This window comes from Amycolatopsis sp. NPDC059235 (genome assembly GCF_042754125.1).
GTDB lineage: Bacteria > Actinomycetota > Actinomycetes > Mycobacteriales > Pseudonocardiaceae > Amycolatopsis > Amycolatopsis albidoflava.
Genome location: NZ_JBHZAG010000007.1, coordinates 51,231 through 72,095 on the forward strand (window position 1 = coordinate 51,231; position 20,865 = coordinate 72,095).

A 20,865-nucleotide genomic window follows, 5' to 3' on the forward strand; every position below is an offset into this window, starting at 1 on the left:
GATAACCCCTCGCGGTTATCCGGCTGCCGCAGGCTCGTCGAGCCAGCCCTGCCTGCTGACCTCCCACGCCAGCTGCATCCGGGTCTGCACGTTCATCCGGGACATCAGGTCGTGGATCCGGCGCTGCACGGTCCGCTGGCTCACCGCGAGCCGCGTGGCGATCGCCTTGTCGGTGACCCCCGCGACCAGCAGCGACAACAGATGCAGCTCGTCCCGATCCGGGCCAGAGCCGCCGGGCGTCCGTTCCGCGTCTTGCGGAGTCCCGTCCGCGCGCAGCGGCCACGCGCGTTCCCAATAGCTCTCGAACAACGCGATCAGCGCGGCCAGCAAACTGCTGTCGCGGATCAGCGCGGCGGTCGGTTCGCCGGAGCCGTCGAGGTTCTGCACCAGTGGGCACAACGCGATGGTGCCGTCGGCGATCGCCAGCCGCACCGGCACCACGGTCGACGACCGCGCCTCCTCGCCGTGCCGGATCCCATGCGCGACGTTCTCGATCATGCCGGGCTCTTCCAGCATCGCCCGCTCGTACACGACCCGGTACCGCACGCCGCGGGCGAGCGCGTCGTACTCGTCGGCGTTCTCGCCGGACGCCATCGCGATGTGCCCGGCCCGGCAGAACCACAGCAGTTCGTGCCGGGCGCCGACCTGGATGTTCGTCAGCTGCTGCCGGATCGCCGCGCTGCCGGTGATCACCTCGACCAGCTGCGTCGCGTCCCGCCGCCGCGCGCCGCCGCGGTACTCCTCGGCCATCCGGCTCACCGCGGTGCGCGCCCACTCCAGCGATTCCTGCCCGCGCATCAGCAACGGCCCGAACGCGACGTCCGGCGGCGACGGCGCGTACTTCGGCTCGTCGCCGGCGACCAGGCTGACCAGTCCCTTGGCGTGCAGCGAACGCAGGATCGCCGACACCTGCGCCGGGCTGAGCCCGAGCTGCTCGGCCACCTGACGCGGTCCGGCGTCGAACATCCCGACGAGGAGCCGGTAGACCCGCTCCTCGTCCCCAGTCACCCCGATTGCGTCCAGCATCCGGCGAGCGTAAGGCACCGGCAACGGGAGCGAACGAGACAAAACCGGACAGCGCCGCCCCGGGACCCGTCCCGGCGGAGCGGACTACAACCGGGTCGGCAACTCCCGATCAGGAGGCTCGACGATGACCGACGATCCCCGCCCCGCGCCGTCCCGCGGCCCGGCTCACCAGCCATTCCCCGGCGAACCGCGCCTGGCCCTCGCCCGGCGTCCGGCGCTGTGGATCGGGCTCGCGAGCGCGGCGGCCTTCATCGCCGGGATCGTGTTCTTCCTGCTGCCGGTGACTGCCCTTTATTACCTCGACGGCAACGGAAACCCCACCGACGTCCAGACGATCTACGGAACGCGAAGCGACCAGATGCTGGGACTGCCCGCGAATATGTTCGGCCAGGGCGATCCGCCGGCCGACACCACGAGCGTCCGGATCGGCTGCGGCACGGCGCTCAGCGCGCCGGAAGGCTGGCTGATCGCCGAGGCGCACGGCGAGGACGGCTGCGCGGTGGCCGAACGGCCGCGGATGATCGCGGGCTGGCTCGGGGTCGGGCTGGGAGCGCTCGGCGCGGCCGGGCTCGTGGCGGGCGGGCGTCGTCAGCCGAGGCCGAACGCCGCCCAGACGCACTTGCCGCCCTCGGCCGGGTCGTAGCCCCAGCGCCGCGACAGCGCGCGCACCAGCATCAGCCCCCGGCTGCGCGCCGCGGACGGGGCGACCGGTTCTTTCAGCTGCGGAATGGAGGCAGAGGTGTCGAAGACCCGAACCATCAGCTCGCCGTGCTCGAGTCGGAGCTCCAGCCGGTCCGGCCGGTCGCCGTGCTCGAAGGCGTTGGTGACGAGTTCGGAGGTCGCCAGCAGCACGTCGTCGCGCACCTGGGCGGGAACGTCGAGCTGGGCGAGCGCGGCGCGGACCTGGGCTCGCGCGATGGCGGGCGCGGTGACGTCGTCCGGGAGCTCCAGGCGCACGGTGGCGGCGGCCGCCCCGGTGCTCCTGGTTGGCATCCTCGACGTCGTCATGGCTTCCGCACCTCCCGACCGCTGTGCTCGCATGTGGTGTTTACCCAACTCGGCCGAAGGCGAATCAGGTGCCCTCGGTGATGTCAGTCTCGGCCAGTCCGGTACGGAGCTTTTTCAGCGTCGCGGCGAGCAATCGGGACACCTGCATCTGGGAAACCCCGACGCGGCGCGCGATGTCCGACTGGCTCATCCCGGACCCGAAGCGCAACGCCACGATCTTGCGTTCGCGCTCGGGAAGACTGTCCAGCATCGGCCGCAGCGCCTCGCGCAGTTCGGCCTGGCCGAGGTTCGCGTCCGGCGCGCCGAAGCGCGTGTGCGCGGAGTTCTCCAGCAGGTTGTCCAGCGAGGCCCCGTACCGGCCCTGCCCGGCCCGCAGGCCCTCGTAGACGTCCTCGATCGGCACGCCGAGATGACGCGCGATCTCACTGGGCTTCGGCGCGCGCGACAGCCGCACGGTCAGCTCCTCGCGCGCGGCCGAGATCGTCGCGTTGAGTTCCTTGAGCCGTCTCGGCACCCGGACCGACCAGCTGTTGTCGCGGAAGTGGTGGCGCAGTTCGCCGGAGATCGTCGGCACGGCGAAGGCCAGGAAGTCGGTGCCCTGCGCGGGGTCGTAGCGGTCGACGGCGTGGATGAGGCCGACGGTCGCGATCTGCACGAGGTCGTCCATCGCCTCGTCGCGGTTGCGGAACTTCCGGGCGAGGTTGCGCGCCAGTTCGAGATGCTCGCGCACCAGCCGGTCCCGGATCTCCTCGCGGCGCGGGGAACGGTCGGGCAGTTCGGTCAGCTCGTGGAACAGGCCTGCCACGTCGGTGGGCTTGTCGCCGCCGGCGGGGTTCGTCACGAGCTGGCCGCCTCACTCTCCCGGACCAGTTGCACCCGGGAGAGGTACCGGCCGTTGGCCGGGGTCACGGTGCGCCGCGCCGACGTCGCGAGCGCGGTCAGCAGCTGCCAGGACAGACCCGTCTCGTCGCCGTGGTCGGCGCGGTCGGAGACCACCGACACAGTGACCTCGATCCGGCCCTCCAGCCAGGAGAACACGCAGGTCAGCTTGCCGTCGGCGGCCGAGGGCAGCAGCATCGAACAGGCCTCGTCCACGGCCATCCGCAGGTCCTCGACCGCGTCCAGGTCGAAGTCCTGCCGCATGGCGATGTCGGCCACGATGGTGCGCAGAGTGGGCACCACGTGCGGGATAGCCGCCGTCCGCACCTCGATGAGCTGTGCGTCCTCGCGCTCGAGCGGGGCGTTCTCCTCCACGTGCTGTCCTCTCTCCGGCGTGCCACGCCAGTCTTTCGTGCCCGATCTGCCACATGCCCGGGGGGTGAGCAAACCAAACCCGGGTTTGACCGCCGCGACCGGCGGGCATGTAGCCGTCGAGTGCATCCCGGGAAAGGTGGGGACGACATGGCTGACGTGAGCCGACTGCCCAACGTGGTGGCCGAGGAGTGGGAGTGGCAGCTTCAAGGCTCGTGCCGAGGCGCGGACAGCAGCCTGTTCTTCCATACCGACAATGAGCGCGGCTCCGCGCGCGAGCGCCGCGAGTCCCGCGCGAAGGCGATCTGCCACACCTGCCCGGTGCTGGCGCAGTGCCGCAAGCACGCGATGACGGTCGAAGAGCCGTACGGAATCTGGGGCGGGCTCGGCGAGATCGAGCGCCGCGAGCTGTTCATGCGCGAACGGCGAGCGAAGCGCAAGACGGTGTCCGCCTGACCTGTCCCGCCCACGACCCGCGCGCCCACCTGCGGTGCGCGGGCTCCTGTGCGTCCGCCGGGCGCCCGCGCGCCAAGGTGTAGCCATGTGCCGACGCGGCGGCGGTCACCCACTGGGTTAGGGTTGAGTCTCCAGATGCTTGGGACCGTGACACGGTTGCCGCTTGAGTACTACAGGCGCGTACCGGCGCAGGAGCAGCGCCTGACGAGGAGAAACTGCATGCCCGCAGCCGACCAGAACGCCACTCCGCCCGGATTCGGCATCACGCTGGACACCGCGGCCGCCGAGCCGAGGGTGGTGGTCACGGGTGAGCTCGATCTGCTCACCAGCCCGCAGCTGCAGGAAGCTCTTGCCGGATTGATCGCGGACAAGAATTCCCGCCGCGTGGTGGCCGACCTCACCGGGGTGACCTTCTTCGACTCTTCGGCGCTGAACGTCGTCCTGCACGCCCAGCGGCAGGCCGGGGAACAGAACGTCGAACTCGAGGTCGTGCCGAGCCCGGCGGTCAGCCGGGTGATCGAGCTCACCGGCGTGGCCGAACACCTGAGCGTGTCGGAGGAACCTCCGGCCTGATCTCCCGATACGGTCGCGCCGGTTTAGTAAGTGGTCCGCGACCTGGGGGATAACCATCATGATGGGGCGCACGCACGCCCTGACCGGCTGGTGCGCGGGCCTCGCCCTCGCGCCCGCGGTCGGCGTCGGCTCAGTGCACCAGGCGGTGGTCTTCGCGGCCACCACGGCCGGGTTCGCGCTGCTGCCGGACCTTGACCATCCCAGCGCCAGCGCGACCCGCCTGTTCGGCTGGCTGACCGGCGCGCTGTCCTGGCTGCTGCGCCGGGTGTCCGCAGCGGTATACGCCCTGACGAAGGGCCCGCGCGACGAAAAGGTGACCGGCACGCACCGGCACCTCTCGCACACCCTGCTGTTCGCCGTCGCCCTCGGCGCGGCCACCTCCGCCGGCTGTTCCGCCGGCGGAGCTTGGGCCGTGCTGGGCGTGTTGTTATTCGGACTCCTGCTCGCCGTCGCCGCACTGGGCGACTGGCTGCTGCTGCCCTACGGCGGCGCGGTGGCCTGGTGGTACTTCACCGCGCCCGATGACCGAGTGGCCCAGCTGGCGGACATCTCAGGCTGGCTGGGGGTGGCCGTCGCGGCCGGCTGTTTCGTGCATTGCCTCGGCGATTCGCTGACCGAGTCGGGATGCCCGTTCCTGTTCCCGCTGCCGATCGCGGGGGAGACCTGGTACGAACTCCGCCCGCCGAAGCCGCTCCGGCTGCACACCGGGAAGAAGGTGGAGACGCGGCTGGTGTTCCCGGTGTTCGCGCTGGTGGGGGTGCTGCTGGTGCCGGGGGTGTGGGATTGGACGGTGGGGGTGGTGGAGCATGTGTTCACTCCTGGGGCTTCCCAGACCGCGACTCAGTAGTGCCTAGGCCAGTGCGTGAGTCCGAATAGCGAGCTGACGCAGACCGGGCAGCGATGCCTGCCGAGGATGCTGCACCAGGTCGCCCACCAGATGGCGAACGGTCGCGCGGGTGCGGACTTCGCCGGGTGCGGTCCGTTCGGCGGCCAGCAGAGTCCGGTACGCGCGGTCGGGCTTGTTCCATTGCGCGAAACACAGGGCGACGTCGACGAGGAACCGGGCACGCCGTTCGGTATCGGGGAACTGGCCGAGCTGCGCGGCGCGAGCGTGATCCAGGGCGGAACCGGCGTTGCCCAGTACGTACTCGGCGGAGACCCGGTGGCTGACCACATTGGCGGCCAGCGCTTGCCGGGCTGAGTTGTCGGTGAGCCTGGTCGCGGTCGCACTGGCCTCGTTCAGGAGATCGCTGGCGCGGTCGTGGTCGCTGGCCCGGGCGGCGGCGTAGCCCGCCGAGCACATCAGCACCCCGTACAAGGCCAGATGCCTCGGTTCGGGGCTCTTCCCGCGGAGGTCCAGCTGATCGGCGGCGGTCAGGGTGAGTTCCCGGGCCCGGCCGTAGTCGCCCGCCCGCCGGCATGCTGAACCGAGCAGCCGCTGCGCTTCGGCCAAGGCCAACGGGTCGTTCGCATCAGCAGCGGCGCGAATGGCCCGGTCGGCGGAGATCCACTCCAGCCCGCTTGCTTCCAGCTTGACCAACGCGCGGGTGGCGAGGTTGTACGACTGCGTCACGATGCCTGCCGAGGCCGGCGCAGCGCTTTGTCCGTGCGTCGCTTCGGCGGTGGTGATCAATTCGGGCAGCCGCGCGGCCAGTTCCAGGTAGCGACAGGCGCGAAAGTCAGCCTGCGCGCTCGTCAACACGGCTTGAAGCGTGGCGACCGGGACTGGTTCGGCCGCTGTGGAGGTGCCGAGGAGAACTCCTTGAAGGCGACGGGTCAGGAACGCGGCCGGGTCGACTTCCATCCCGTCAGCAGCCGAAGCGCGCGGTGCGCTGAACGCGGTACCGGCAATGCCGCCGCTCGCAGCGAGCAGGAATGCGCGTCGTCGCACCGGATCATCCCTTTCCTGACTCAGGTCGTGACTCACCCTAGGAGCGGATCCGGTTCTCGCACGGGAGGCAGGCCGTTCGGCAGACCCGCTCGCAAGGCCGAACGCTTCAGCGGGCAGACCGAGGACTGTCGCGAAGCGGCGCAGCACAGCAAGGTCGCGTAGCCCGCGCCTCCCGTTCTCGAATCGAGAAATCGTCGAAGCCGAACACCCGAAGCGGTCACCGAGCTCGCACTGGGACCAGCCGAGTTCTTCGCGGGCACGGCGCAGCACCGCGGGGTGGTCGCCGCAACGAGCGGCGTCCCACAGCGCAGATGACCACCAGTCCGGCACAACCCTTCCCCTGGCCTTCGCGGGCGTGCATTCAATGCACCAACAGTAGTCGATCCGCTACCGAGACAACCTGATTTGCGTGATTGGCACACCCGGTGCGGACCTGGCACGAAGGGATTCTCGCCTGGTCAGGGCCTTTCTACTGTCGATCAGGTCCGGTCCAGGGAAGAAGGAGCCAAGAGCCGATGTCCATCACGAGCGATATCGCCGAGCCCGATCCAGCCGCTAATCCGTTGGCGTCGGCGGCTTTGCGCTACTTGATCCACCAGCCCGTTTTCGCTGACCAGACTGGCCCGGCTGGCACTCGGCCGTTCGGGCTGGCCCGCGCGATTCCGGTCGACGCTCCGGCGCGGAGGGAGTTCCGCTATTGCCCCGAAAAGCAGGTCGCCGTCGACGGACAGGACCGTCCGCTGGTCGAGACGTTGGGGAAAGACTGGAAGACCAAGTCCTCCACAGACGGTGATGAAGGCCCGGAGGAGAACTGGGGCTGGGAAGAATCATGAGCCTCGCGCCAGAAACGGTGGCGATCTTCGCCCAGGAGGCCGACGCTCCGGTCGATGCCGTCGTACGGGAGCTTGGCAGGCGCGGAGTGGACGTGTTCCGTGCGGACACGGCCTGGTTTCCCCAGCGTCTGTCGTTGGACGCCCGCATCGGGCGCGACGGGCGCTGGCGCGGAGCGTTGTGCACCGAACATCGAACCGTCGAGTTGGAGGCCATCGGCGCGATTTGGTACCGCGACCCCGCGGCTTTCGATTTCCCTGCCACGCTGACTGAAGTCGAGCGCGCTTATGCCCATCGCGAGGCGCGGCTCGGCCTCGGCGGCGTGCTCGCGGCGCTGCCGGTGCTCTGGGTCAATCATCCCAACCGTGCGGCGGACGCGATGTTCAAACCGCTCCAGCTGGCCACCGCCGCGGCTTGCGGACTGAAGGTTCAGCCGACCCAAGTCACCAACTCCCCGGCCGCCGCGGCTCAGTTCGCTCGCGAACACGGCGTCGCCGACACGATTTGCAAATCGCTTGGACCGAATACGATCACGGAGGGGGGCCAGCTCAAGATCGCTTACACCCGCCGGCTCACCGCCGGTGACCTCGAAGAACTGAGCGGTGTCGCCTCCACCGCCACCCAGTTGCAACGCTGGGTGAACAAAACGCACGAAGCGAGGGTGGTCGTGATCGGCGAGCGGATGTTCACCATCGCCATCTCCGCGGATTCGCCTGCGGCGCGGGTGGACTGGCGAGCTGATTTCGCCGCTCTGCGCTATCGGCTGACCGACACGCCGCCTGAGGTCGAAAAGGGGCTGCGCCGCTACCTGGCTGCTCTCGGCTTGGCCTACACCGCAGTGGATTTCGCGATCGACGAGAACGGGTTCTGGTTTCTCGAAAGCAATTCGTCAGGTCAGTACGGCTGGCTGGAAGCGCAGACCGGAGCCCCGATCACCGCCGCGCTGGCCGACCTGCTCACGCCTCGCTCGCCGGGGCGTTCGTGATGACCGACGACAGCGCCGTCGAGGTCGAATGGGGCACGCATGCCGCCCGGCTCGCCGACGAATTGCTCGCTGCGGGCAAACTGACCGATCCGCGGCTGGCCGAGGCGATCCGCGCGACGCCGCGGCACGTGTTCGTCCCCGCTTTTCACCGGCAGGCAGCTGACGGCAGCTGGACCGAGCACGCCGGCGACCTCGCCGCGGTCTATGCCAATACCCCGCTGATCACCGCGCTCACCGAGAAGCCCACGGGCGGCAGGTCAGTGCTGTCGTCTTCGACCCAGCCGGGGCTGATGACCCGGATGATCGAAGCCTTGTGCCTTGCCAGCGGGGCGCGGGTGCTGGAGATCGGCACTGGTACGGGGTACAACGCCGCTCTGCTGGCGCATCAGCTTGGCGATGACAACGTGTTCTCGGTCGATGTCGAACCCCGCCTTGTCGCGCTGGCCCGTCAGCGGCTTGCCGAACTCGGCCGCCACCCGACCCTGGTCGCCGGCGACGGATCGGCTGGCCTGCCGGAGCACGGGCCGTTCGACGCGATCATCGCCACCTGCGCCGTCCCGGCGATTCCGCGGGCCTGGGTCGACCAAGTTCGTCCCGGCGGAGTGATCCTGGCCGACCTCAAGCCTGCGCCAGGAGCCGGCAGTCTTGTCCGCCTCGTCCGGTGGGGCGACCGAGCCGAGGGGCGCTTCGCCCCGACCTACGCCGCGTTCATGGACCTGCGGCACGCTCCGGCCGCGCACCCTGTCGGCTTCCGGGTCGAGCGAAACCACGCGCGGGCCGAACACCGGGCAACCGAACTGGATCCGAATACCCCGTGGACCTCACTGCTGGTCTGGTTTCTCGCATCTTTCGATCTCGGACCGGAGATCTCCTACGGCTACACCCTTACCGGAGACGAAGCCCCGCCCGCTGCTTCCTGGCTGGCTACTCCGGACGGTTCCTGGGCCGAGGTCGCCTTCGCCGTCGAGCATGGCCTGCACCCGGTCGCCGAAGGCGGGCCCCGGCGTCTCTGGAGTCTTGTCGAGAACGCTCACCGTGTTTGGACTGACCTCGGTCGTCCCGGTTGGGGTCGCTTCGGGCTTACCGTCACGTCCGAGGCGCAGGTCGTCTGGTTTGACCAGCCCGACAGCGACCACGCTTGGGAGCTTGCCGTTCGTTGACGCGGACTCACGACTCCGATGCGATAGCCCTCCGGTACCGCTCCCCAAGAACCCCCAACGCTTCAACGAGTTCGGGCGGCTCAGTCACCGTGAAATCGACGCCGAGCGAACCCAAATGAACAGCAAGAGTCTCCACGCTGTCCGCCCCCGTATCCAGCACACACCGGTTGTCATCAACCGGCGTAACAGCGCCGATGGCGGGATTGATCCGCTCCGCAAGCCGCTCCGCGGGCACCTCCACCAAGACCCGCGCCCGGTAGCGCCACGAGGCTGACGACGCGCCCCGGCGGACCCGGTCGACGGCCTCCTCCGGAAGCGGGCGGGGAACGAACCGAGGGCCGCCCGGGGTGCGCGGGCTGATTCGGTCCACCCGGAAGGTCCGCCAGTCGGCCCGCTCGATGTCGAACGCGACGAGGTACCACCGCCGTCCCCAGTTGACCAGCTGGTACGGCTCCACGTCTCGCCTGCTCTCGGCGCCGTCGTGGCCGAGGTAGCCGAACCGCACGCGTTCGTGGTCGCGGCAGGCAGCGGTGAGGGTGCTGAGAACGTCCGCGTCCACCCGGGGGCCGAGGTCGTCCCTGGGCACCGCGACGGCGTAGCGCTGGATGGCTTCGACCCGCCGCCGGAGCCGCGCGGGCAGGACTTTCTCCAGCTTGGCCAGCGCGCGCAGTGAAGTCTCCTCGACTCCGGTGATCGTGCCTCCGGCGGCAGTGCGCAGCCCGATCGCCACCGCGACCGCCTCCTCGTCGTCGAGCAGCAGCGGCGGCAGCGCGGCCCCGGCGCCGAGCCGGTAGCCGCCGACCGCGCCGCGGCTGCCGTGCACCGGATAGCCGAGGGTGCGCAGGCGTTCCACGCCGTTGCGGATGGTGCGGGCGCTCACCGACAGCCGTTCGGCCAGTTCGGCTCCGGTCCACTCGCGGGGCGTCTGGAGCAGCGAGAGCAAGCGCAGCAGCCGCGCCGAGGTTTCCAGCATTTTTTCAGTATCCCGCGCGAATAGGAACGTAGTTTGCCTAATCCGCTCCTACGGTCGAGAACAAGTCAGGAAACGAACCGCACGGAGGAACGACGCATGTATCTCGTCATCGGAGCCACGGCCCACTTCGGACGTCAGGCAGTGGAAGAGCTGGTCGCCGCGGGTGCCCCGGTGCGGGCGCTGACCCGTGCGCCGGAGCGGGCGGGGCTCCCGGACGGCGTCGACGTCGTCCGCGGAGATCTGACCAAGCCCGAGACGCTGCCGCCGGCGCTGGCCGGTGTCGAGGCCGCTCTCTTGGTGCTCCAGTACGGGATGGACGTCGCTCCGCTGCTCGCGGCCGCGGTCCAGGCCGGGGTGCGGCGGCTGGTGCTGCTGTCCTCGGGAGCGGTCGTTCCCGGTGCCGAGCAACAGCCCGACGTGATCGCCCAGTACCACCGCGACGTGGAGCGGGCCGTCGAGGAGACCGGCATCGAGTGGACGTTCTTGCGGTTGCTGTTCCCCGCCATCAACTCGCTGACCTTCGCGATGCAGCTCCAGGGCGGCGACGTCATCCGTGCGCCGTATGCGGAAGCGGCGTTCAGCGCTGTGCACGAGCGAGACGTCGCGGAGGTCGCCGCGCGGATCCTGACCGGCGGCGGGCACGCGGGGCAGGCCTACGACTTGACCGGCCCGGAGTCGCTGACTCAGAGGGACCAGGTCCGGGTTCTCGGCGAGACATTGGGCCGCCCGCTCGCGATCGAAGACCTCGACCCGGAACCCGTCCGCGAACAGATGAGCCAGTTCATGGACCCCGAATTCCTGGCGGCCCTGTTCGACCTCATGGCACAGACGGTCGGCAAACCCGCGCCGGTCAACGACCTCGTCGAGCAGATCACCGGGCACCCGGCCCGCAGCTATGCCCAGTGGACCGCGGATCACCGAGCCGACTTCAGCAGCTGATCGAAAGGACCGCACTGTGACACTCGGGCGACGAGCTTTAGGACGAGCCCTGCTGGCCCGCCAGTGGCTGCTGGAACGAGCCGACGCGACCGTCGAGGAGTCGGTCGCGCGGCTGGTCGGCCTGCAAGCGCAGGCACCGTATGCGCCTTACTTCGGGCTCTGGAGCCGGGTTCGGGAGTTCGGCACTGCCGACCTGGCGGACGCGCTGACCGAACGCCGCCTGGTGCGGGTCGCCCTGATGCGCAGCACCGTGCACCTGGTCACCGTGGCGGACTACCGCGCCTTGCGTCCGTGGTCGCAAGATGCGCTCGACCGCGAACTCGACACCGCGTTCAAGGCGCCGCTGGCCGGTCTGGACCGCGCGGCCGTGGCGGAGTCGGGCCGGGCGCTGCTTCGCGCCCGGCCTCTTACCCCCAAGGAACTCCGGGCGGCGCTGCACGAGCAGTGGCCCGACCGCGACCCCCACGCGCTCGCCACCGTCGTGCGCAACCGAGTGCCGCTGGTGCAGGTGCCGCCGCGGGCGGTCTGGGGCGTCGGCGGCACGACTCGGTACGCGGCGGCGGCCGACTGGACCGGAACCGAACCGGCCTCCGCCGCGGACGCCGAGCAGATCGTGCTGCGCTACCTCGCCGCCTTCGGCCCGGCCTCGGCCGCCGACGTACAGGCCTGGGCCGGCCGGACCCGGCTGCGTCCGGTCCTGGAAGGCCTGCGGCCGAGGCTGGCGGTTTTCCGGGACGAAGGCGGGGCAGAACTGTTCGATCTGCCGGACGCGCCCCGTCCCGCCGCCGAGACTCACGCACCGGCCCGCTTCCTGCCCGAGTACGACAACCTGCTGGCCTCGCACGCCGACCGCACCCGGGTGATCTCCGTCGAAGACCGCAAACGCGTCATGACCGGCAACGGGATGCGCCCCACTTTCCTGGTCGACGGTCAGGTCGCCGGCACCTGGAAGCTCCGGCAGGACAAGACGTCGGCGACGCTGGAGATCGAGCCGTTCCGGAAGCTGACCGCCGCCGAACGCACGGAGATCGAGGCTGAAGGTGCATTACTGCTGGAGTTCGCGGCTCCAGGCGCGGACCACGACCTCCGCGGGACTACTCCTCGAACCTAGGCGCGCCCGAGTAGTCCCGGGAGTGCACGATCCGCCCGTCGCGCACCGTCAGCACCATCGCGTACGTCGACACGTACGGCTTGCCCTCGAACTCCCCGTGCAGGTCGTACTCCGCCACCAGCACCTCCGGGTCGCCGGTCTCGTGCACGACCACCCGGTCCGACTTGGTGATCCGCCGCCGCTGTCCTGCCTCGTGAAAGCGTTTGCGCAACTCCTCGCGGTCGCGCGTCACCTTCGGCACGCCCGCCGGCGCGAACGGGATTTCGATCACGACGTCCTCGGAGTACAGGTCGGCGAGGTCGTCCCAGCGGTTGTCGACGGCCGCGTCGAGGAAGCGTTGGAAGACCTCCTTCGTCCCGTGCAACGTGGTTGCCGCGCCGTTGTTCGGGTAGTCGCGGTACCGGGTGATCTCGCCGTCCCGCACGGTCAGCAGTCCGGCCGACGACGGGATCCGATAGCTGTGGCCGGTGTGCGGATTGCGGCCCTCGGCGACGAGTTCGACGGCGAACCCGTCCGCGGTTTCGGTAGTGGTGACCTCGACTTTCTCCAGGCCGATCCGGGCCGCGACGGCGCTGCCCGCGCCGAGCGTGGCCAGCACGGCGTCGCGGCCGGCCGAGCGGTGGCCGGTGAACGGGATTTCGTAGACGGCGTCCTCGGCGAGGACGTCAGCGAACGGCGCGGCGTCGAAGGCGCTCAGCGCGTTCGCGACGATCTCGGCCACTTCGGACACGGTGCGGGGCATCAGAAACCTCATTCGGGAAGACAGGGGGATAATCGGAACGGGGCACCCGCTTACGAAGATACGGAGTTCAAACTCCGGTTGTCAACGACGGCCTGGAGATCTGGGACACGGTCAGAAGCGGCGGCGATCGTTCCGGGGAAGAATCGGACGACCGCACCACTTTGAGAGCAGAGGAGATGGCCGGTGGAGAAGCCTGCGCTCCGCGCGGACGCGCGGAGGAACCGCGCCCGCGTGCTGGCTGCCGCCGAAGCGGCCTTCGCCGTCGACGGGCTCTCGGTGCCGCTCGACGACATCGCGCGGCTCGCGGGTGTCGGCGCGGGCACCGTCTATCGGCACTTTCCCAGCAAGGAAGCGCTGTTCCAGGCGGTCGTGGTGGAGCGGCTGGAGCAGTACGGCGTCGAGGCGCAGGAGTTGATCGACTCCGACGCGCCGGGCGAAGCGTTCTACGACTACTTCACGCGCGTCATCGAGCAGGCGTCGCGTAACCGCGCAATCTGCGAAGCGCTCGGTGAGACAAGCGGTTCCGCGTACAAGGCTGAAGCAGCGGAGCGGTTTCGCGTGAACCTCACCGCGCTGCTGGAACGCGCGCAGGCCGTAGGCGCTGTACGCGCCGACATCGACGGTGAAGACCTGCGCGCGCTCATCGTCGGCGCGCTCGCGGTGGAGCGGTTTACGCCGGACAGCCGGCATCTCGTGCGCGTACTGCTCGACGGTCTGCGCAAGGTCTAGTCGCGACGGCCGACGCGTAAGTGGATGCGTTCGCCGGATTTGCTGAAGAGGCTGAGGATTTCGACGTCGCCCTTGCCGGCGGCGCCGAACCAGTGCGGGATGTGACAGTCGAACTCGGCTGCTTCGCCGTGCCCCATGATGAAGTCGTGGTCGCTCAGGCGTACGCGTAGGCGTCCGCGAAGCACGTAGAGCCACTCGTGCCCGTCGTGGCTGCGCGGCTGAGGCTCTTCGTCGCGCGCCGGGATGATCTGTTTGTAGGCACGGAGTTCTCCCTGATGCCGGGACAGCGGGATCAGCACTCGCCCGTCCCGCTTGGCGGCCTGCTGAGGCACGCGCGGGTCGACGATCCGGGGCGCGGCGACGATCTCGTCGAACGGGATGCCCAGCGCCGCGGTGATCGGCAACAGCAGTTCGAGGCTCGGCTTGCGCTGCCCGGATTCCAGCCGGGACAGCGTGCTGGTCGAGATGCCGGTGGACCGCGACAGTTCGGCGAGGCTGACGCCCCGATCGTCCCGGGCGCGCCGCAGCCGGGGCGCGATCTGTTCGAGCACGGCGTCGACGGCGGGGTGGTCGTTCATGCGGCGCAGTCAACCAATGCGTCCCGGAAACGGCAACGTTTCTTGCCGCTTCCGGTCGAGCCTTCCGAAGCTGGACGCAGAGGTGCTCCCAGATCACGGAGGTTCAACCGTTCATGACCAGCGAGACTGTCGAAAAGCCGCGGAACTCCGCGCGACTGCCCGTCGGCGTGTACCTGCTCGCTTTCAGCCTGTTCGCGATGGGCAGCGCGGAGTTTCTTCTGGCGGGCGTACTGCCCGCAGTGGCCGACGATCTCCAGGTTTCGCTGTCCTCAGCAGGGTTTCTCATCACCGCGTTCGCGCTCGGTGTCGTCCTCGGCGGCCCGCCGTTCGCCGTGCTCAGCTTGCGCTGGCCCCGGCGCACCGCGCTGCTGCTCACGCAAGGAGTGTTCGCGGTCAGTGTCGTCGCTGGACTGCTGGGCGACTACCAGGTCTTGCTGGTGAGCAGGGTGGTCTCGGGCGTCGCCTACGCCGTTTCTTCGCCGTCGCTTCGGTGACCGCGATCGGCCTGGTCACCCCGGACCGCAACGCCCGCGCCTCTGGGGTCGTGGTCAGCGGCTTGAGCGTGGCGATGATCGCTGGCGGACCAGCGGGCACCTTGCTCAGCCACTTCACTCAATGGCGCGGCGGATTCTGGGCCGTGGTCGCATTGACGCTCGCCGGAATCGTCGCCTGCTCGCTCGGCATCCCCGCGGTGAACCGGCCGGCGGCGCGACCAAGCGTGGCGCGAGAGCTGGCTACGCTTCGCAAACCGCGGCTCTGGGGCATTTTCGGGATCACGATCCTGACCACCGCGGCGTACATGATCACCTTCAACTACCTCTCGGCCATGCTCGCCGAGATCACCGGCGTCCCCACGGTCTGGATTCCCGCGATCCTCGCGCTCTTCGGAGTCGGAGCTTTCGTCGGTCTGTCCATCGGCGGACGAATCTCAGACCATCGACCGCACGCCGCGCTGCTGAGCGGAGCCGTCGCGATCGCGGTCCTCTCGATCGTCCTGGTCTTCGCGATCCACCGCTCGTGGGCCGTGATTCCCACAGTGTTCCTGCTCGGGATCGCCGCTTTCGTGGTGAACCCCGCGATCTACGGCCGGGTCTTCGCCATCGCGGCCGACGCCCCCATGCTCGCCGGGGCAACCACGGTGTCGGCCTTTCAACTGGGAATCAGCGCGACGCCCGTCTTGGCGGCAGCCGTGCTCACTCAAGCCCTCACGTGGGTCAGCCTCATCGGAGCCGTTCTCGCCGCGCTTGCCGTCCCGCTCATTCTTCTCGACCGCGCACGCAGCTAGTCCGGTAAGTCGCGCATCTTGCGAAGCGGCGAAGCGATCAGAATTGCCGACGCCGCAAGGATTCCGATGCCGGACACGTACAGCGTGACGCGGGTTGTCGTGAGTTCGGCGATGAAGCCGCCGAGCAGGCTGCCGAGCGGGGCGACGCCGAAAATGACCGTCTGCGACACCGACGAGACGCGGCCGAGCAGCTCGTGCGGGGTGATCGCCTGCCGGAAGCTCGTCTCGAACACGCCGAGCACGATGATGCCGAAGCTCGACGCGATCCCGCCGGCGATGTACCACGCGACACCCCACCCCGGCGTCGCGAAAGCGTTGGGCAGGAACGAAACGCTGTACACGGCACCGCCGATGTACAGCGCCCTCGCCGCACCGAAGCGGGTGCCGAGACGTTGGGCGACCAGGCTGGCCAGCAGTGCTCCGGTCAGCGAGACGGTGCTGACCAGTCCGATCATGAATGGTTCGAGGTGCAGGTCGCGGACCGAGAACACTACCGAGACCGCCATGAACATCGACTGGAACAGGCTCGAAACGGCGCTGTGGATGGTGATCGCGCGCAGGATCGGATTGTGCAACACCGTCCGCAAGCCTTCGCCGATTTCCCGGCGCAGGTTCCGCTCAGCGGGCTCGGGCCGCACATCAGGCGTGCGAATGCGGCGCAGCCACGCCGCGGACCACAGGTAGGTCAACGCGTCGAGCGCCATCGCGCCCGCGCCCCCGACGAACTGCACGATCATCCCGCCGAGGCCGGGCCCGGCGATCGCGGCGACGGACAGGTTCGTCTGCAGCCGGGCGTTCGCGTCCGGCAGTTCGCCGCGCTCGACGAGGTTCGGCAGGTAGGTCTGATGCGCGACGTTGAAGAAGACGGTGAACACGCCGGCCAGCAGCACGACGACGTACAGCTGGCCCAGCGTCAGCGACCCGAACAGCGCGGCGACCGGAACCGAGCCGATGAGCACCGCGCGCCCGAGGTCGGCGGTGATCAGCACCGGCCGGTTGCGCATCCGGTCGCACCACGCGCCCACCTGCAGCCCGAGCACCAGGTACGGAAGCGTGCTCAGCGTCCGCAGCAGCGAAACCTCGGCCACTGACGCGGCGAGCGTCGTGGTGGCCAGCAGCGGGATGACTAGGAAGTCGATGCGGTTGCCGACCTGGCTGAGGCCGTCGGCGAGCCAGAGCCGCCGGAAGTCCGGCGAGCGAAGAATCCCCCTCATAGGGTTAGTGTTATATAAGTTGAGTCGGTATATATCAAGTTACACAGTGCGTAACGACGCCTATGATCAACGCGACGAAACCCTCGTAGCCGAGTGACCGTGCGGCGAGGAGGTGCCGGATGTCGGACACCGCTCCCACCTGGGGTTATGTCGTCGTGACCGGCCTCGCCGGGCTCGCTGGCGGCCTGCTCGTCGCCGCGCTGCTGGTCGCCGGTCGCACTCCGCGTCCGGCCGGAGAGTCGTCGCCGCCCACCCCGCCGCCCGTACAGCAGGTGACGGTCACGGTGACCGGCCTCCCTCTGCCGCCGGTCACCGTGACCCATCGCCCGCCCGCGCCCCCGGCTCCGGCGCCGCGCACGACCACGGCCACCGTGTCGGTCACCCCGACGCCGTCCAGCCCGTCGGCACCCCCGCCGACCACGCTGGCCCCGACCACCGGGTTCTTCCGCGACGAACGCTGAACTCAGCCGACGTCGCGCCGCCGCCAGCCGGCCAGGCCCGCCGCCAGCACGACCGCCGAGACCGCCAGCAGCACCACGAGCGGCAGCGCGGTGAACACCTCGCCGGGCACCTTCGGCGGATGCTGGAACGGCGAGACGTCCAGCAGCACCTGCGGCGCGTTGACGACCGGCCCGAACATGCTGATCAGCAGCGCCAGCGCCGCCACGCCCCAGGCGGCGGTCGCCAGCTTCGGCAGCAGCCCGAAGATCAGCGCGGCCACCGCGACGATCACCCACGCCGCGGGCACCTGCACCGCGACGGCCGCGACCATGTTCCCGACCGAACCCCCGACATCACCGCTGCGCAGCCCGTTCGACAGCCCGAGCAGCACGCCCCCGACAAGCACCAGCAACGCGCTGCCGAGGAACGCGAACACGAGGTGGCTCGCGGCCCAGCGCAGCCGTCCGACCCGCGTGGCCAGCAGCGGTTCGAGCCGGATCGCGGTTTCTTCGGTGCGCATCCGCAGCGTCGCCTGCACGCCGTACAGCGAGGCGAGCATCGCGAACAGGCTCACCATCGTCGCGAGGAAGGCGTCGACCAGTCCGTGCGATCCGCCGAGCCGTTCGAAGATCTGCCTGCTCTGCTCGGTGCCGCCGACCAGGCCGGAAATGCCCTGCGCGATCGTCCCGAACAGCGCGCCGCCGACCGCGAGCCCGACCAGCCAGCCGAGCAACGGACCCCGCTGCAGCCGCCAGGCCAGCGAGAACGGCGACCGCAGCGACGGCGCGGCTTCGCTGGGTCCGAGCCGCGGCGGAAGCAGGCCGACGCCGACGTCGCGGCGCGGCAGCAGCACGTAGGCCACGACGAACAGCACGAGCGTGGTCGCGACGGGCAAAATCAGTACCCACCACCGTTCTTCGGCGAACGGTCGGATCTGCTGCGCCCAGCCGAGCGGCGAAATCCACGACAGCCAATGCGCGTCGGTGGTCGAATCTCCCGCGCCACGCAACAGAAACGCGACGCCGAGCACCGCGGTGCCGATGCCGTTGGCAGTGCGCGAGTATTCGCCGAGCTGTACGGCCACCGCGGCGACGCCGGTGAAGACCAGGCCGGCGAGCGCAGTGCTCGCGCCGAGCGCGACGGAACCCGCCACGGGGACCTTCGACGCCAGCGTGATCGCTTGCAGCGCACCGATCAGCACGCTCGCCCCGCCGGTCACTGCGAGCGCTGCGGTGAGCGGCGCGTATCGACCGACCACAGTGGACGCAAGCAGTTCGGCGCGGCCGGTGTCCTCCTCCGCGCGGGTGTGCCGGGTGAGGGTGAAGATCGCCATCAGGCCGGTCAGCAGCGCCAGGAACCCGCCCATCCGCCAGGCGATGAACCCGCCTGCCGTGTCGAGGTTGAACGCCGGGCCGTAGAGCAGCGCGAACGACGGGTTCGCGGCGGCCGACGCGACGAGCCCGGCCCGGCTCGCGGCGGTCGGATAGAACTGGTCGTAGCTGCTGATCGTGGCCACCGGGATGAGGCTGAGCAGGACGATCCAGATCGGCAGGATGATCCGGTCGCGGCGCAGGGCCAGCCGGATCAGCGGCCCGGTGCCGTTGAGCGTGCCGGTCATTTCCCTGCCTCGAGTTCGTCCGCGTAGTGGCGCAGGAAGAGTTCCTCGAGCGTCGGCGGCCTGCTTTCCAGGCTGCGCACGCCGATCTGGGTCATCTGTCGCAGCGCGTCCTCGAGCGAGCGGGTTTCCACGTCGAAGCGGACGCGGTTGCCCTCGACCTTGAGGTCGTGCACATCGGAGAGCTTGGCCAGGCCGTTGGGCGGTCCGCACAGCTCCGCGGAGATCGAGGTGCGGGTGAGGTGGCGCAGTTCGGCGAGCGTGCCGGACTCGACCGTGCGGCCGTTGCGGATGATGCTTACCTTGTCGCACAAGGCTTCCACCTCGGCGAGGATGTGGCTGGACAGCAGCACAGTGCGGCCCTGCGCGCGCTCCTCCTGGATGACTTCCTGGAAGGTGGCCTCCATCAACGGGTCGAGGCCCGAGGTCGGCTCGTCGAGCAGCAGAAGGTCCACAGTGGACGCGAGCGCGGCGACGATGGCGACCTTCTGCCGGTTGCCCTTCGAGTACGTGCGGCCCTTCTTGCGCGGGTCGAGGTCGAAGCGCTCGACGAGTTCCTCGCGGCGCTTCTGGTCGAGGCCGCCGCGCAGCCTGCCGAGAAGGTCGATGACCTCGCCGCCGGACAGGTTGGGCCAGAGGTTGACGTCGCCGGGCACGTACGCGAGCCGGTGGTGCAGGCTCGCGGCGTCGCGCCACGGGTCGCCGCCGAGCAGTCGGACCTCGCCGGCGTCGGCGCGAAGCAGTCCGAGCAGCACCCGGATCGTGGTGGACTTCCCGGCGCCGTTCGGACCGAGGAATCCGTGCACTTCCCCAGCGGGAACCTGAAGATCAAGGCCGTCGAGGGCCTTCACCCGGCCGAATGCTTTGTGCAAGCCGGAGATCGCAATGGCGTTTCCCATGGTTCGGAAGCTACACTCTTTTCACGAAGTTGTGAAGTTAAGAAAACGTCTGGACCGAGTGATCTTCCGGGGAGGCGTGGGAGAGGATGGACGGATGACGACGCCTGAGACAGAACGTGACGAGGACGCCGTCCGCCGCTACGTCGAGAGCCTGGGGCTGGTGATGTCTCAGATCGGCATGCAGCGCATGTCGGCGCGAGTGTTCGCGGCGTTGATGACGACCGACTCGGGGCAGCTGACGGCCGCTGAGCTCGCGGAGCAGCTGTCGGTGAGCCCGGCCGCGATCTCCGGCGCGGTGCGGTATCTGGACCAGATCGGTCTCGTGACGAAGGTCCGCGAACCCGGCGAGCGCCGCGACCACTACCGGCTCTACGACGACCTCTGGTACGCGACCTTCCTCAAGCGCGACCGCTTCCTGATCATGTGGCGCGACGCGGCCACCGAGGGCATCGGCGCCCTCGGCGAGGACACCCCCGCCGGGAAACGGCTGGCCGAGATGCGGGACTTCCTGGCGTTCATGCTGGTCGAGGTCAACAACCTGTACGACCGCTGGCACGAGCTGCGGAAAAACCGCGACTAGCCGAGCTTGCCCAGCGTCGCGGCGAGCCGGTGTGCGAGGTCCGGGCGCGGCTCTCGTTCCTCGAAGGACGCCAGGAACGCTTCCTGGAAACACGCGCCGAGCAGGAGCCGGGCGGCCGCTTCGGGGTCGAGATCGCGGCACAGCCTGCCTAGCTTGACCTCGGCGGCGAAGTAGCCGGCGACGTGCTGGATCGGCAGGTCGGGGCCGTTTTCGAGACTGTCCCGGTGGGTGCGGAGCAGATCGCGCGAGGAGAAGATCGAGACGGAGATCGGAAAGCTCGCGCAGTAGAAGGCCAGCGCCGTGGTGGTGAGCTCGGCGAGATTGTCGGCGAGATCGGCCTTCCCGGGGTTTTCGGCGAGCCTTGCCGTTGTGGCGACGAGGTCGGGCAGCTCCTCCTTCAGCACTGCCAGGAAGAGCGCGGTTTTGTCGCGGAAATGCTTGTACAGCAAGGCTTCCGAGTAGCCCGCGGCCTGCGCGATCGCCTTCGTCGTGGCATGTGCGTACCCGCGCTCCCGCATGACTGTCGCTGCTGCGGCGACGAGGTCCTCGCGGCTTCCCATGCTTGCTCCCTGAGGGTC

At 69.3% G+C, this 20,865-nt stretch carries 26 protein-coding genes and 1 pseudogene; 14 read left to right on the plus strand and 13 right to left on the minus strand.

The window, feature by feature from the left end; all coding sequences use genetic code 11:
• Window positions 1-15: 15 nt before the first annotated feature.
• Window positions 16-1,026 carry a helix-turn-helix domain-containing protein gene (locus ACFXI3_RS07060; RefSeq protein ID WP_344287741.1) on the minus strand — a complete coding sequence of 337 codons (1,011 nt, stop codon included), beginning with the start codon at window positions 1,024-1,026 and terminating at the stop codon, window positions 16-18.
• A 124-nt stretch (window positions 1,027-1,150) separates the two neighbouring features.
• On the opposite strand from ACFXI3_RS07060, the gene ACFXI3_RS07065 reads away from it, so the two are divergent.
• A complete protein-coding gene (locus tag ACFXI3_RS07065) occupies window positions 1,151-1,669 on the plus strand; it encodes a hypothetical protein (RefSeq protein ID WP_378398570.1) in 519 nt (172 codons plus the stop codon).
• Here the strand turns inward: ACFXI3_RS07065 and ACFXI3_RS07070 are convergent.
• From ACFXI3_RS07070 to ACFXI3_RS07080, 3 genes are all read right to left on the minus strand, one after another.
• A complete protein-coding gene (locus ACFXI3_RS07070; RefSeq protein WP_344287745.1) occupies window positions 1,615-2,034 on the minus strand; it encodes an ATP-binding protein in 420 nt (139 codons plus the stop codon). The two genes, ACFXI3_RS07065 and ACFXI3_RS07070, sit on opposite strands and share 55 nt — an antisense overlap.
• 64 nt (window positions 2,035-2,098) lie before the next feature.
• Window positions 2,099-2,875, minus strand: a complete 777-nt coding sequence (locus ACFXI3_RS07075; protein WP_344287747.1) for a SigB/SigF/SigG family RNA polymerase sigma factor — start codon at window positions 2,873-2,875, stop codon at window positions 2,099-2,101.
• Entirely contained in the window at window positions 2,872-3,288 is a 417-nt protein-coding gene (locus ACFXI3_RS07080) for an anti-sigma factor (RefSeq protein WP_182893754.1), read from the minus strand. The genes ACFXI3_RS07075 and ACFXI3_RS07080 overlap by 4 nt, the downstream gene beginning before the upstream one ends.
• A 147-nt stretch (window positions 3,289-3,435) precedes the next feature.
• On the opposite strand from ACFXI3_RS07080, the gene ACFXI3_RS07085 reads away from it, so the two are divergent.
• The 3 genes from ACFXI3_RS07085 to ACFXI3_RS07095 all read left to right on the plus strand — a co-directional run bounded on the left by ACFXI3_RS07085 (window position 3,436) and on the right by ACFXI3_RS07095 (window position 5,161).
• Window positions 3,436-3,741, plus strand: a complete 306-nt coding sequence (locus tag ACFXI3_RS07085) for a WhiB family transcriptional regulator (RefSeq protein ID WP_009086013.1) — start codon at window positions 3,436-3,438, stop codon at window positions 3,739-3,741.
• Between the two features lie 219 nt (window positions 3,742-3,960).
• On the plus strand, window positions 3,961-4,314 hold the full coding sequence (locus tag ACFXI3_RS07090; protein WP_344287754.1) for an STAS domain-containing protein: 354 nt from the start codon (window positions 3,961-3,963) through the stop codon (window positions 4,312-4,314).
• 61 nt (window positions 4,315-4,375) lie between these two features.
• Complete coding sequence (locus ACFXI3_RS07095) at window positions 4,376-5,161, plus strand: metal-dependent hydrolase (RefSeq protein ID WP_344288295.1); 786 nt, start codon at window positions 4,376-4,378, stop codon at window positions 5,159-5,161.
• A gap of 3 nt (window positions 5,162-5,164) precedes the next feature.
• Here the strand turns inward: ACFXI3_RS07095 and ACFXI3_RS07100 are convergent, their stop codons facing one another.
• Window positions 5,165-6,205, minus strand: a complete 1,041-nt coding sequence (locus tag ACFXI3_RS07100) for an XRE family transcriptional regulator (RefSeq protein WP_378398726.1) — start codon at window positions 6,203-6,205, stop codon at window positions 5,165-5,167.
• 117 nt (window positions 6,206-6,322) lie between these two features.
• A pseudogene (locus ACFXI3_RS07105) lies at window positions 6,323-6,535 on the minus strand (helix-turn-helix domain-containing protein); the annotation flags it as partial.
• A 185-nt stretch (window positions 6,536-6,720) separates the two neighbouring features.
• Between ACFXI3_RS07105 and tgmA the strand changes: the two are divergent.
• Genes tgmA through ACFXI3_RS07120 form a run of 3 tightly spaced genes read left to right on the plus strand, consistent with a single transcriptional unit; the run spans window position 6,721 to window position 9,181 of the window.
• Complete coding sequence (gene tgmA, locus ACFXI3_RS07110; protein ID WP_378398571.1) at window positions 6,721-7,038, plus strand: putative ATP-grasp-modified RiPP; 318 nt, start codon at window positions 6,721-6,723, stop codon at window positions 7,036-7,038.
• Window positions 7,039-7,055: 17 nt separating this feature from the next.
• Entirely contained in the window at window positions 7,056-8,021 is a 966-nt protein-coding gene (gene tgmB, locus ACFXI3_RS07115; RefSeq protein ID WP_378398572.1) for an ATP-grasp ribosomal peptide maturase, read from the plus strand.
• On the plus strand, window positions 8,021-9,181 hold the full coding sequence (locus tag ACFXI3_RS07120) for a methyltransferase domain-containing protein (protein WP_378398573.1): 1,161 nt from the start codon (window positions 8,021-8,023) through the stop codon (window positions 9,179-9,181). Before tgmB ends, ACFXI3_RS07120 begins: the two co-directional genes overlap by 1 nt.
• Window positions 9,182-9,188: 7 nt before the next feature.
• On the opposite strand, the gene ACFXI3_RS07125 is transcribed toward ACFXI3_RS07120, so the two are convergent.
• Window positions 9,189-10,154 carry a helix-turn-helix transcriptional regulator gene (locus ACFXI3_RS07125; protein ID WP_378398575.1) on the minus strand — a complete coding sequence of 322 codons (966 nt, stop codon included), beginning with the start codon at window positions 10,152-10,154 and terminating at the stop codon, window positions 9,189-9,191.
• Between the two features lie 96 nt (window positions 10,155-10,250).
• Here ACFXI3_RS07125 and ACFXI3_RS07130 point away from each other — a divergent pair, with 96 nt between their 5' ends.
• Together ACFXI3_RS07130 and ACFXI3_RS07135 are read left to right on the plus strand one after the other, a co-directional pair.
• A complete protein-coding gene (locus ACFXI3_RS07130; protein ID WP_378398576.1) occupies window positions 10,251-11,093 on the plus strand; it encodes an NAD(P)H-binding protein in 843 nt (280 codons plus the stop codon).
• Between the two features lie 16 nt (window positions 11,094-11,109).
• On the plus strand, window positions 11,110-12,204 hold the full coding sequence (locus ACFXI3_RS07135) for a winged helix DNA-binding domain-containing protein (RefSeq protein ID WP_378398578.1): 1,095 nt from the start codon (window positions 11,110-11,112) through the stop codon (window positions 12,202-12,204).
• On the opposite strand, the gene ACFXI3_RS07140 is transcribed toward ACFXI3_RS07135, so the two are convergent.
• The gene (locus ACFXI3_RS07140; RefSeq protein WP_378398579.1) at window positions 12,188-12,946 is read right to left on the minus strand and encodes a nuclear transport factor 2 family protein; all 759 of its coding nucleotides are present in this window, start codon (window positions 12,944-12,946) and stop codon (window positions 12,188-12,190) included. The two genes, ACFXI3_RS07135 and ACFXI3_RS07140, sit on opposite strands and share 17 nt — an antisense overlap.
• 183 nt (window positions 12,947-13,129) lie before the next feature.
• Between ACFXI3_RS07140 and ACFXI3_RS07145 the strand changes: the two genes are divergently transcribed.
• Window positions 13,130-13,675, plus strand: a complete 546-nt coding sequence (locus ACFXI3_RS07145; RefSeq protein ID WP_370932490.1) for a TetR/AcrR family transcriptional regulator — start codon at window positions 13,130-13,132, stop codon at window positions 13,673-13,675.
• On the opposite strand, the gene ACFXI3_RS07150 is transcribed toward ACFXI3_RS07145, so the two are convergent.
• On the minus strand, window positions 13,672-14,253 hold the full coding sequence (locus ACFXI3_RS07150; RefSeq protein ID WP_344287764.1) for an XRE family transcriptional regulator: 582 nt from the start codon (window positions 14,251-14,253) through the stop codon (window positions 13,672-13,674). The genes ACFXI3_RS07145 and ACFXI3_RS07150 overlap by 4 nt on opposite strands.
• Window positions 14,254-14,366: 113 nt before the next feature.
• Between ACFXI3_RS07150 and ACFXI3_RS07155 the strand changes: the two genes are divergently transcribed.
• Complete coding sequence (locus ACFXI3_RS07155) at window positions 14,367-14,747, plus strand: MFS transporter (protein WP_378398580.1); 381 nt, start codon at window positions 14,367-14,369, stop codon at window positions 14,745-14,747.
• A complete protein-coding gene (locus tag ACFXI3_RS07160) occupies window positions 14,744-15,538 on the plus strand; it encodes an MFS transporter (protein WP_378398581.1) in 795 nt (264 codons plus the stop codon). The genes ACFXI3_RS07155 and ACFXI3_RS07160 overlap by 4 nt, the downstream gene beginning before the upstream one ends.
• On the opposite strand, the gene ACFXI3_RS07165 is transcribed toward ACFXI3_RS07160, so the two are convergent.
• Window positions 15,535-16,752 carry an MFS transporter gene (locus tag ACFXI3_RS07165; protein ID WP_378398582.1) on the minus strand — a complete coding sequence of 406 codons (1,218 nt, stop codon included), beginning with the start codon at window positions 16,750-16,752 and terminating at the stop codon, window positions 15,535-15,537. The genes ACFXI3_RS07160 and ACFXI3_RS07165 overlap by 4 nt on opposite strands.
• Window positions 16,753-16,871: 119 nt before the next feature.
• Between ACFXI3_RS07165 and ACFXI3_RS07170 the strand changes: the two genes are divergently transcribed.
• Complete coding sequence (locus ACFXI3_RS07170) at window positions 16,872-17,213, plus strand: hypothetical protein (RefSeq protein ID WP_378398583.1); 342 nt, start codon at window positions 16,872-16,874, stop codon at window positions 17,211-17,213.
• A gap of 2 nt (window positions 17,214-17,215) precedes the next feature.
• Here the strand turns inward: ACFXI3_RS07170 and ACFXI3_RS07175 are convergent, their stop codons facing one another.
• Together ACFXI3_RS07175 and ACFXI3_RS07180 are read right to left on the minus strand one after the other, a co-directional pair.
• Window positions 17,216-18,811 carry an ABC transporter permease gene (locus ACFXI3_RS07175; protein ID WP_378398585.1) on the minus strand — a complete coding sequence of 532 codons (1,596 nt, stop codon included), beginning with the start codon at window positions 18,809-18,811 and terminating at the stop codon, window positions 17,216-17,218.
• The gene (locus ACFXI3_RS07180; RefSeq protein ID WP_370932484.1) at window positions 18,808-19,707 is read right to left on the minus strand and encodes an ATP-binding cassette domain-containing protein; all 900 of its coding nucleotides are present in this window, start codon (window positions 19,705-19,707) and stop codon (window positions 18,808-18,810) included. The genes ACFXI3_RS07175 and ACFXI3_RS07180 overlap by 4 nt, the downstream gene beginning before the upstream one ends.
• Window positions 19,708-19,801: 94 nt before the next feature.
• Between ACFXI3_RS07180 and ACFXI3_RS07185 the strand changes: the two genes are divergently transcribed.
• On the plus strand, window positions 19,802-20,287 hold the full coding sequence (locus ACFXI3_RS07185; protein ID WP_344287776.1) for a MarR family transcriptional regulator: 486 nt from the start codon (window positions 19,802-19,804) through the stop codon (window positions 20,285-20,287).
• On the opposite strand, the gene ACFXI3_RS07190 is transcribed toward ACFXI3_RS07185, so the two are convergent.
• Complete coding sequence (locus ACFXI3_RS07190; protein ID WP_378398588.1) at window positions 20,284-20,847, minus strand: TetR/AcrR family transcriptional regulator; 564 nt, start codon at window positions 20,845-20,847, stop codon at window positions 20,284-20,286. The two genes, ACFXI3_RS07185 and ACFXI3_RS07190, sit on opposite strands and share 4 nt — an antisense overlap.
• Window positions 20,848-20,865 lie beyond the last annotated feature (18 nt).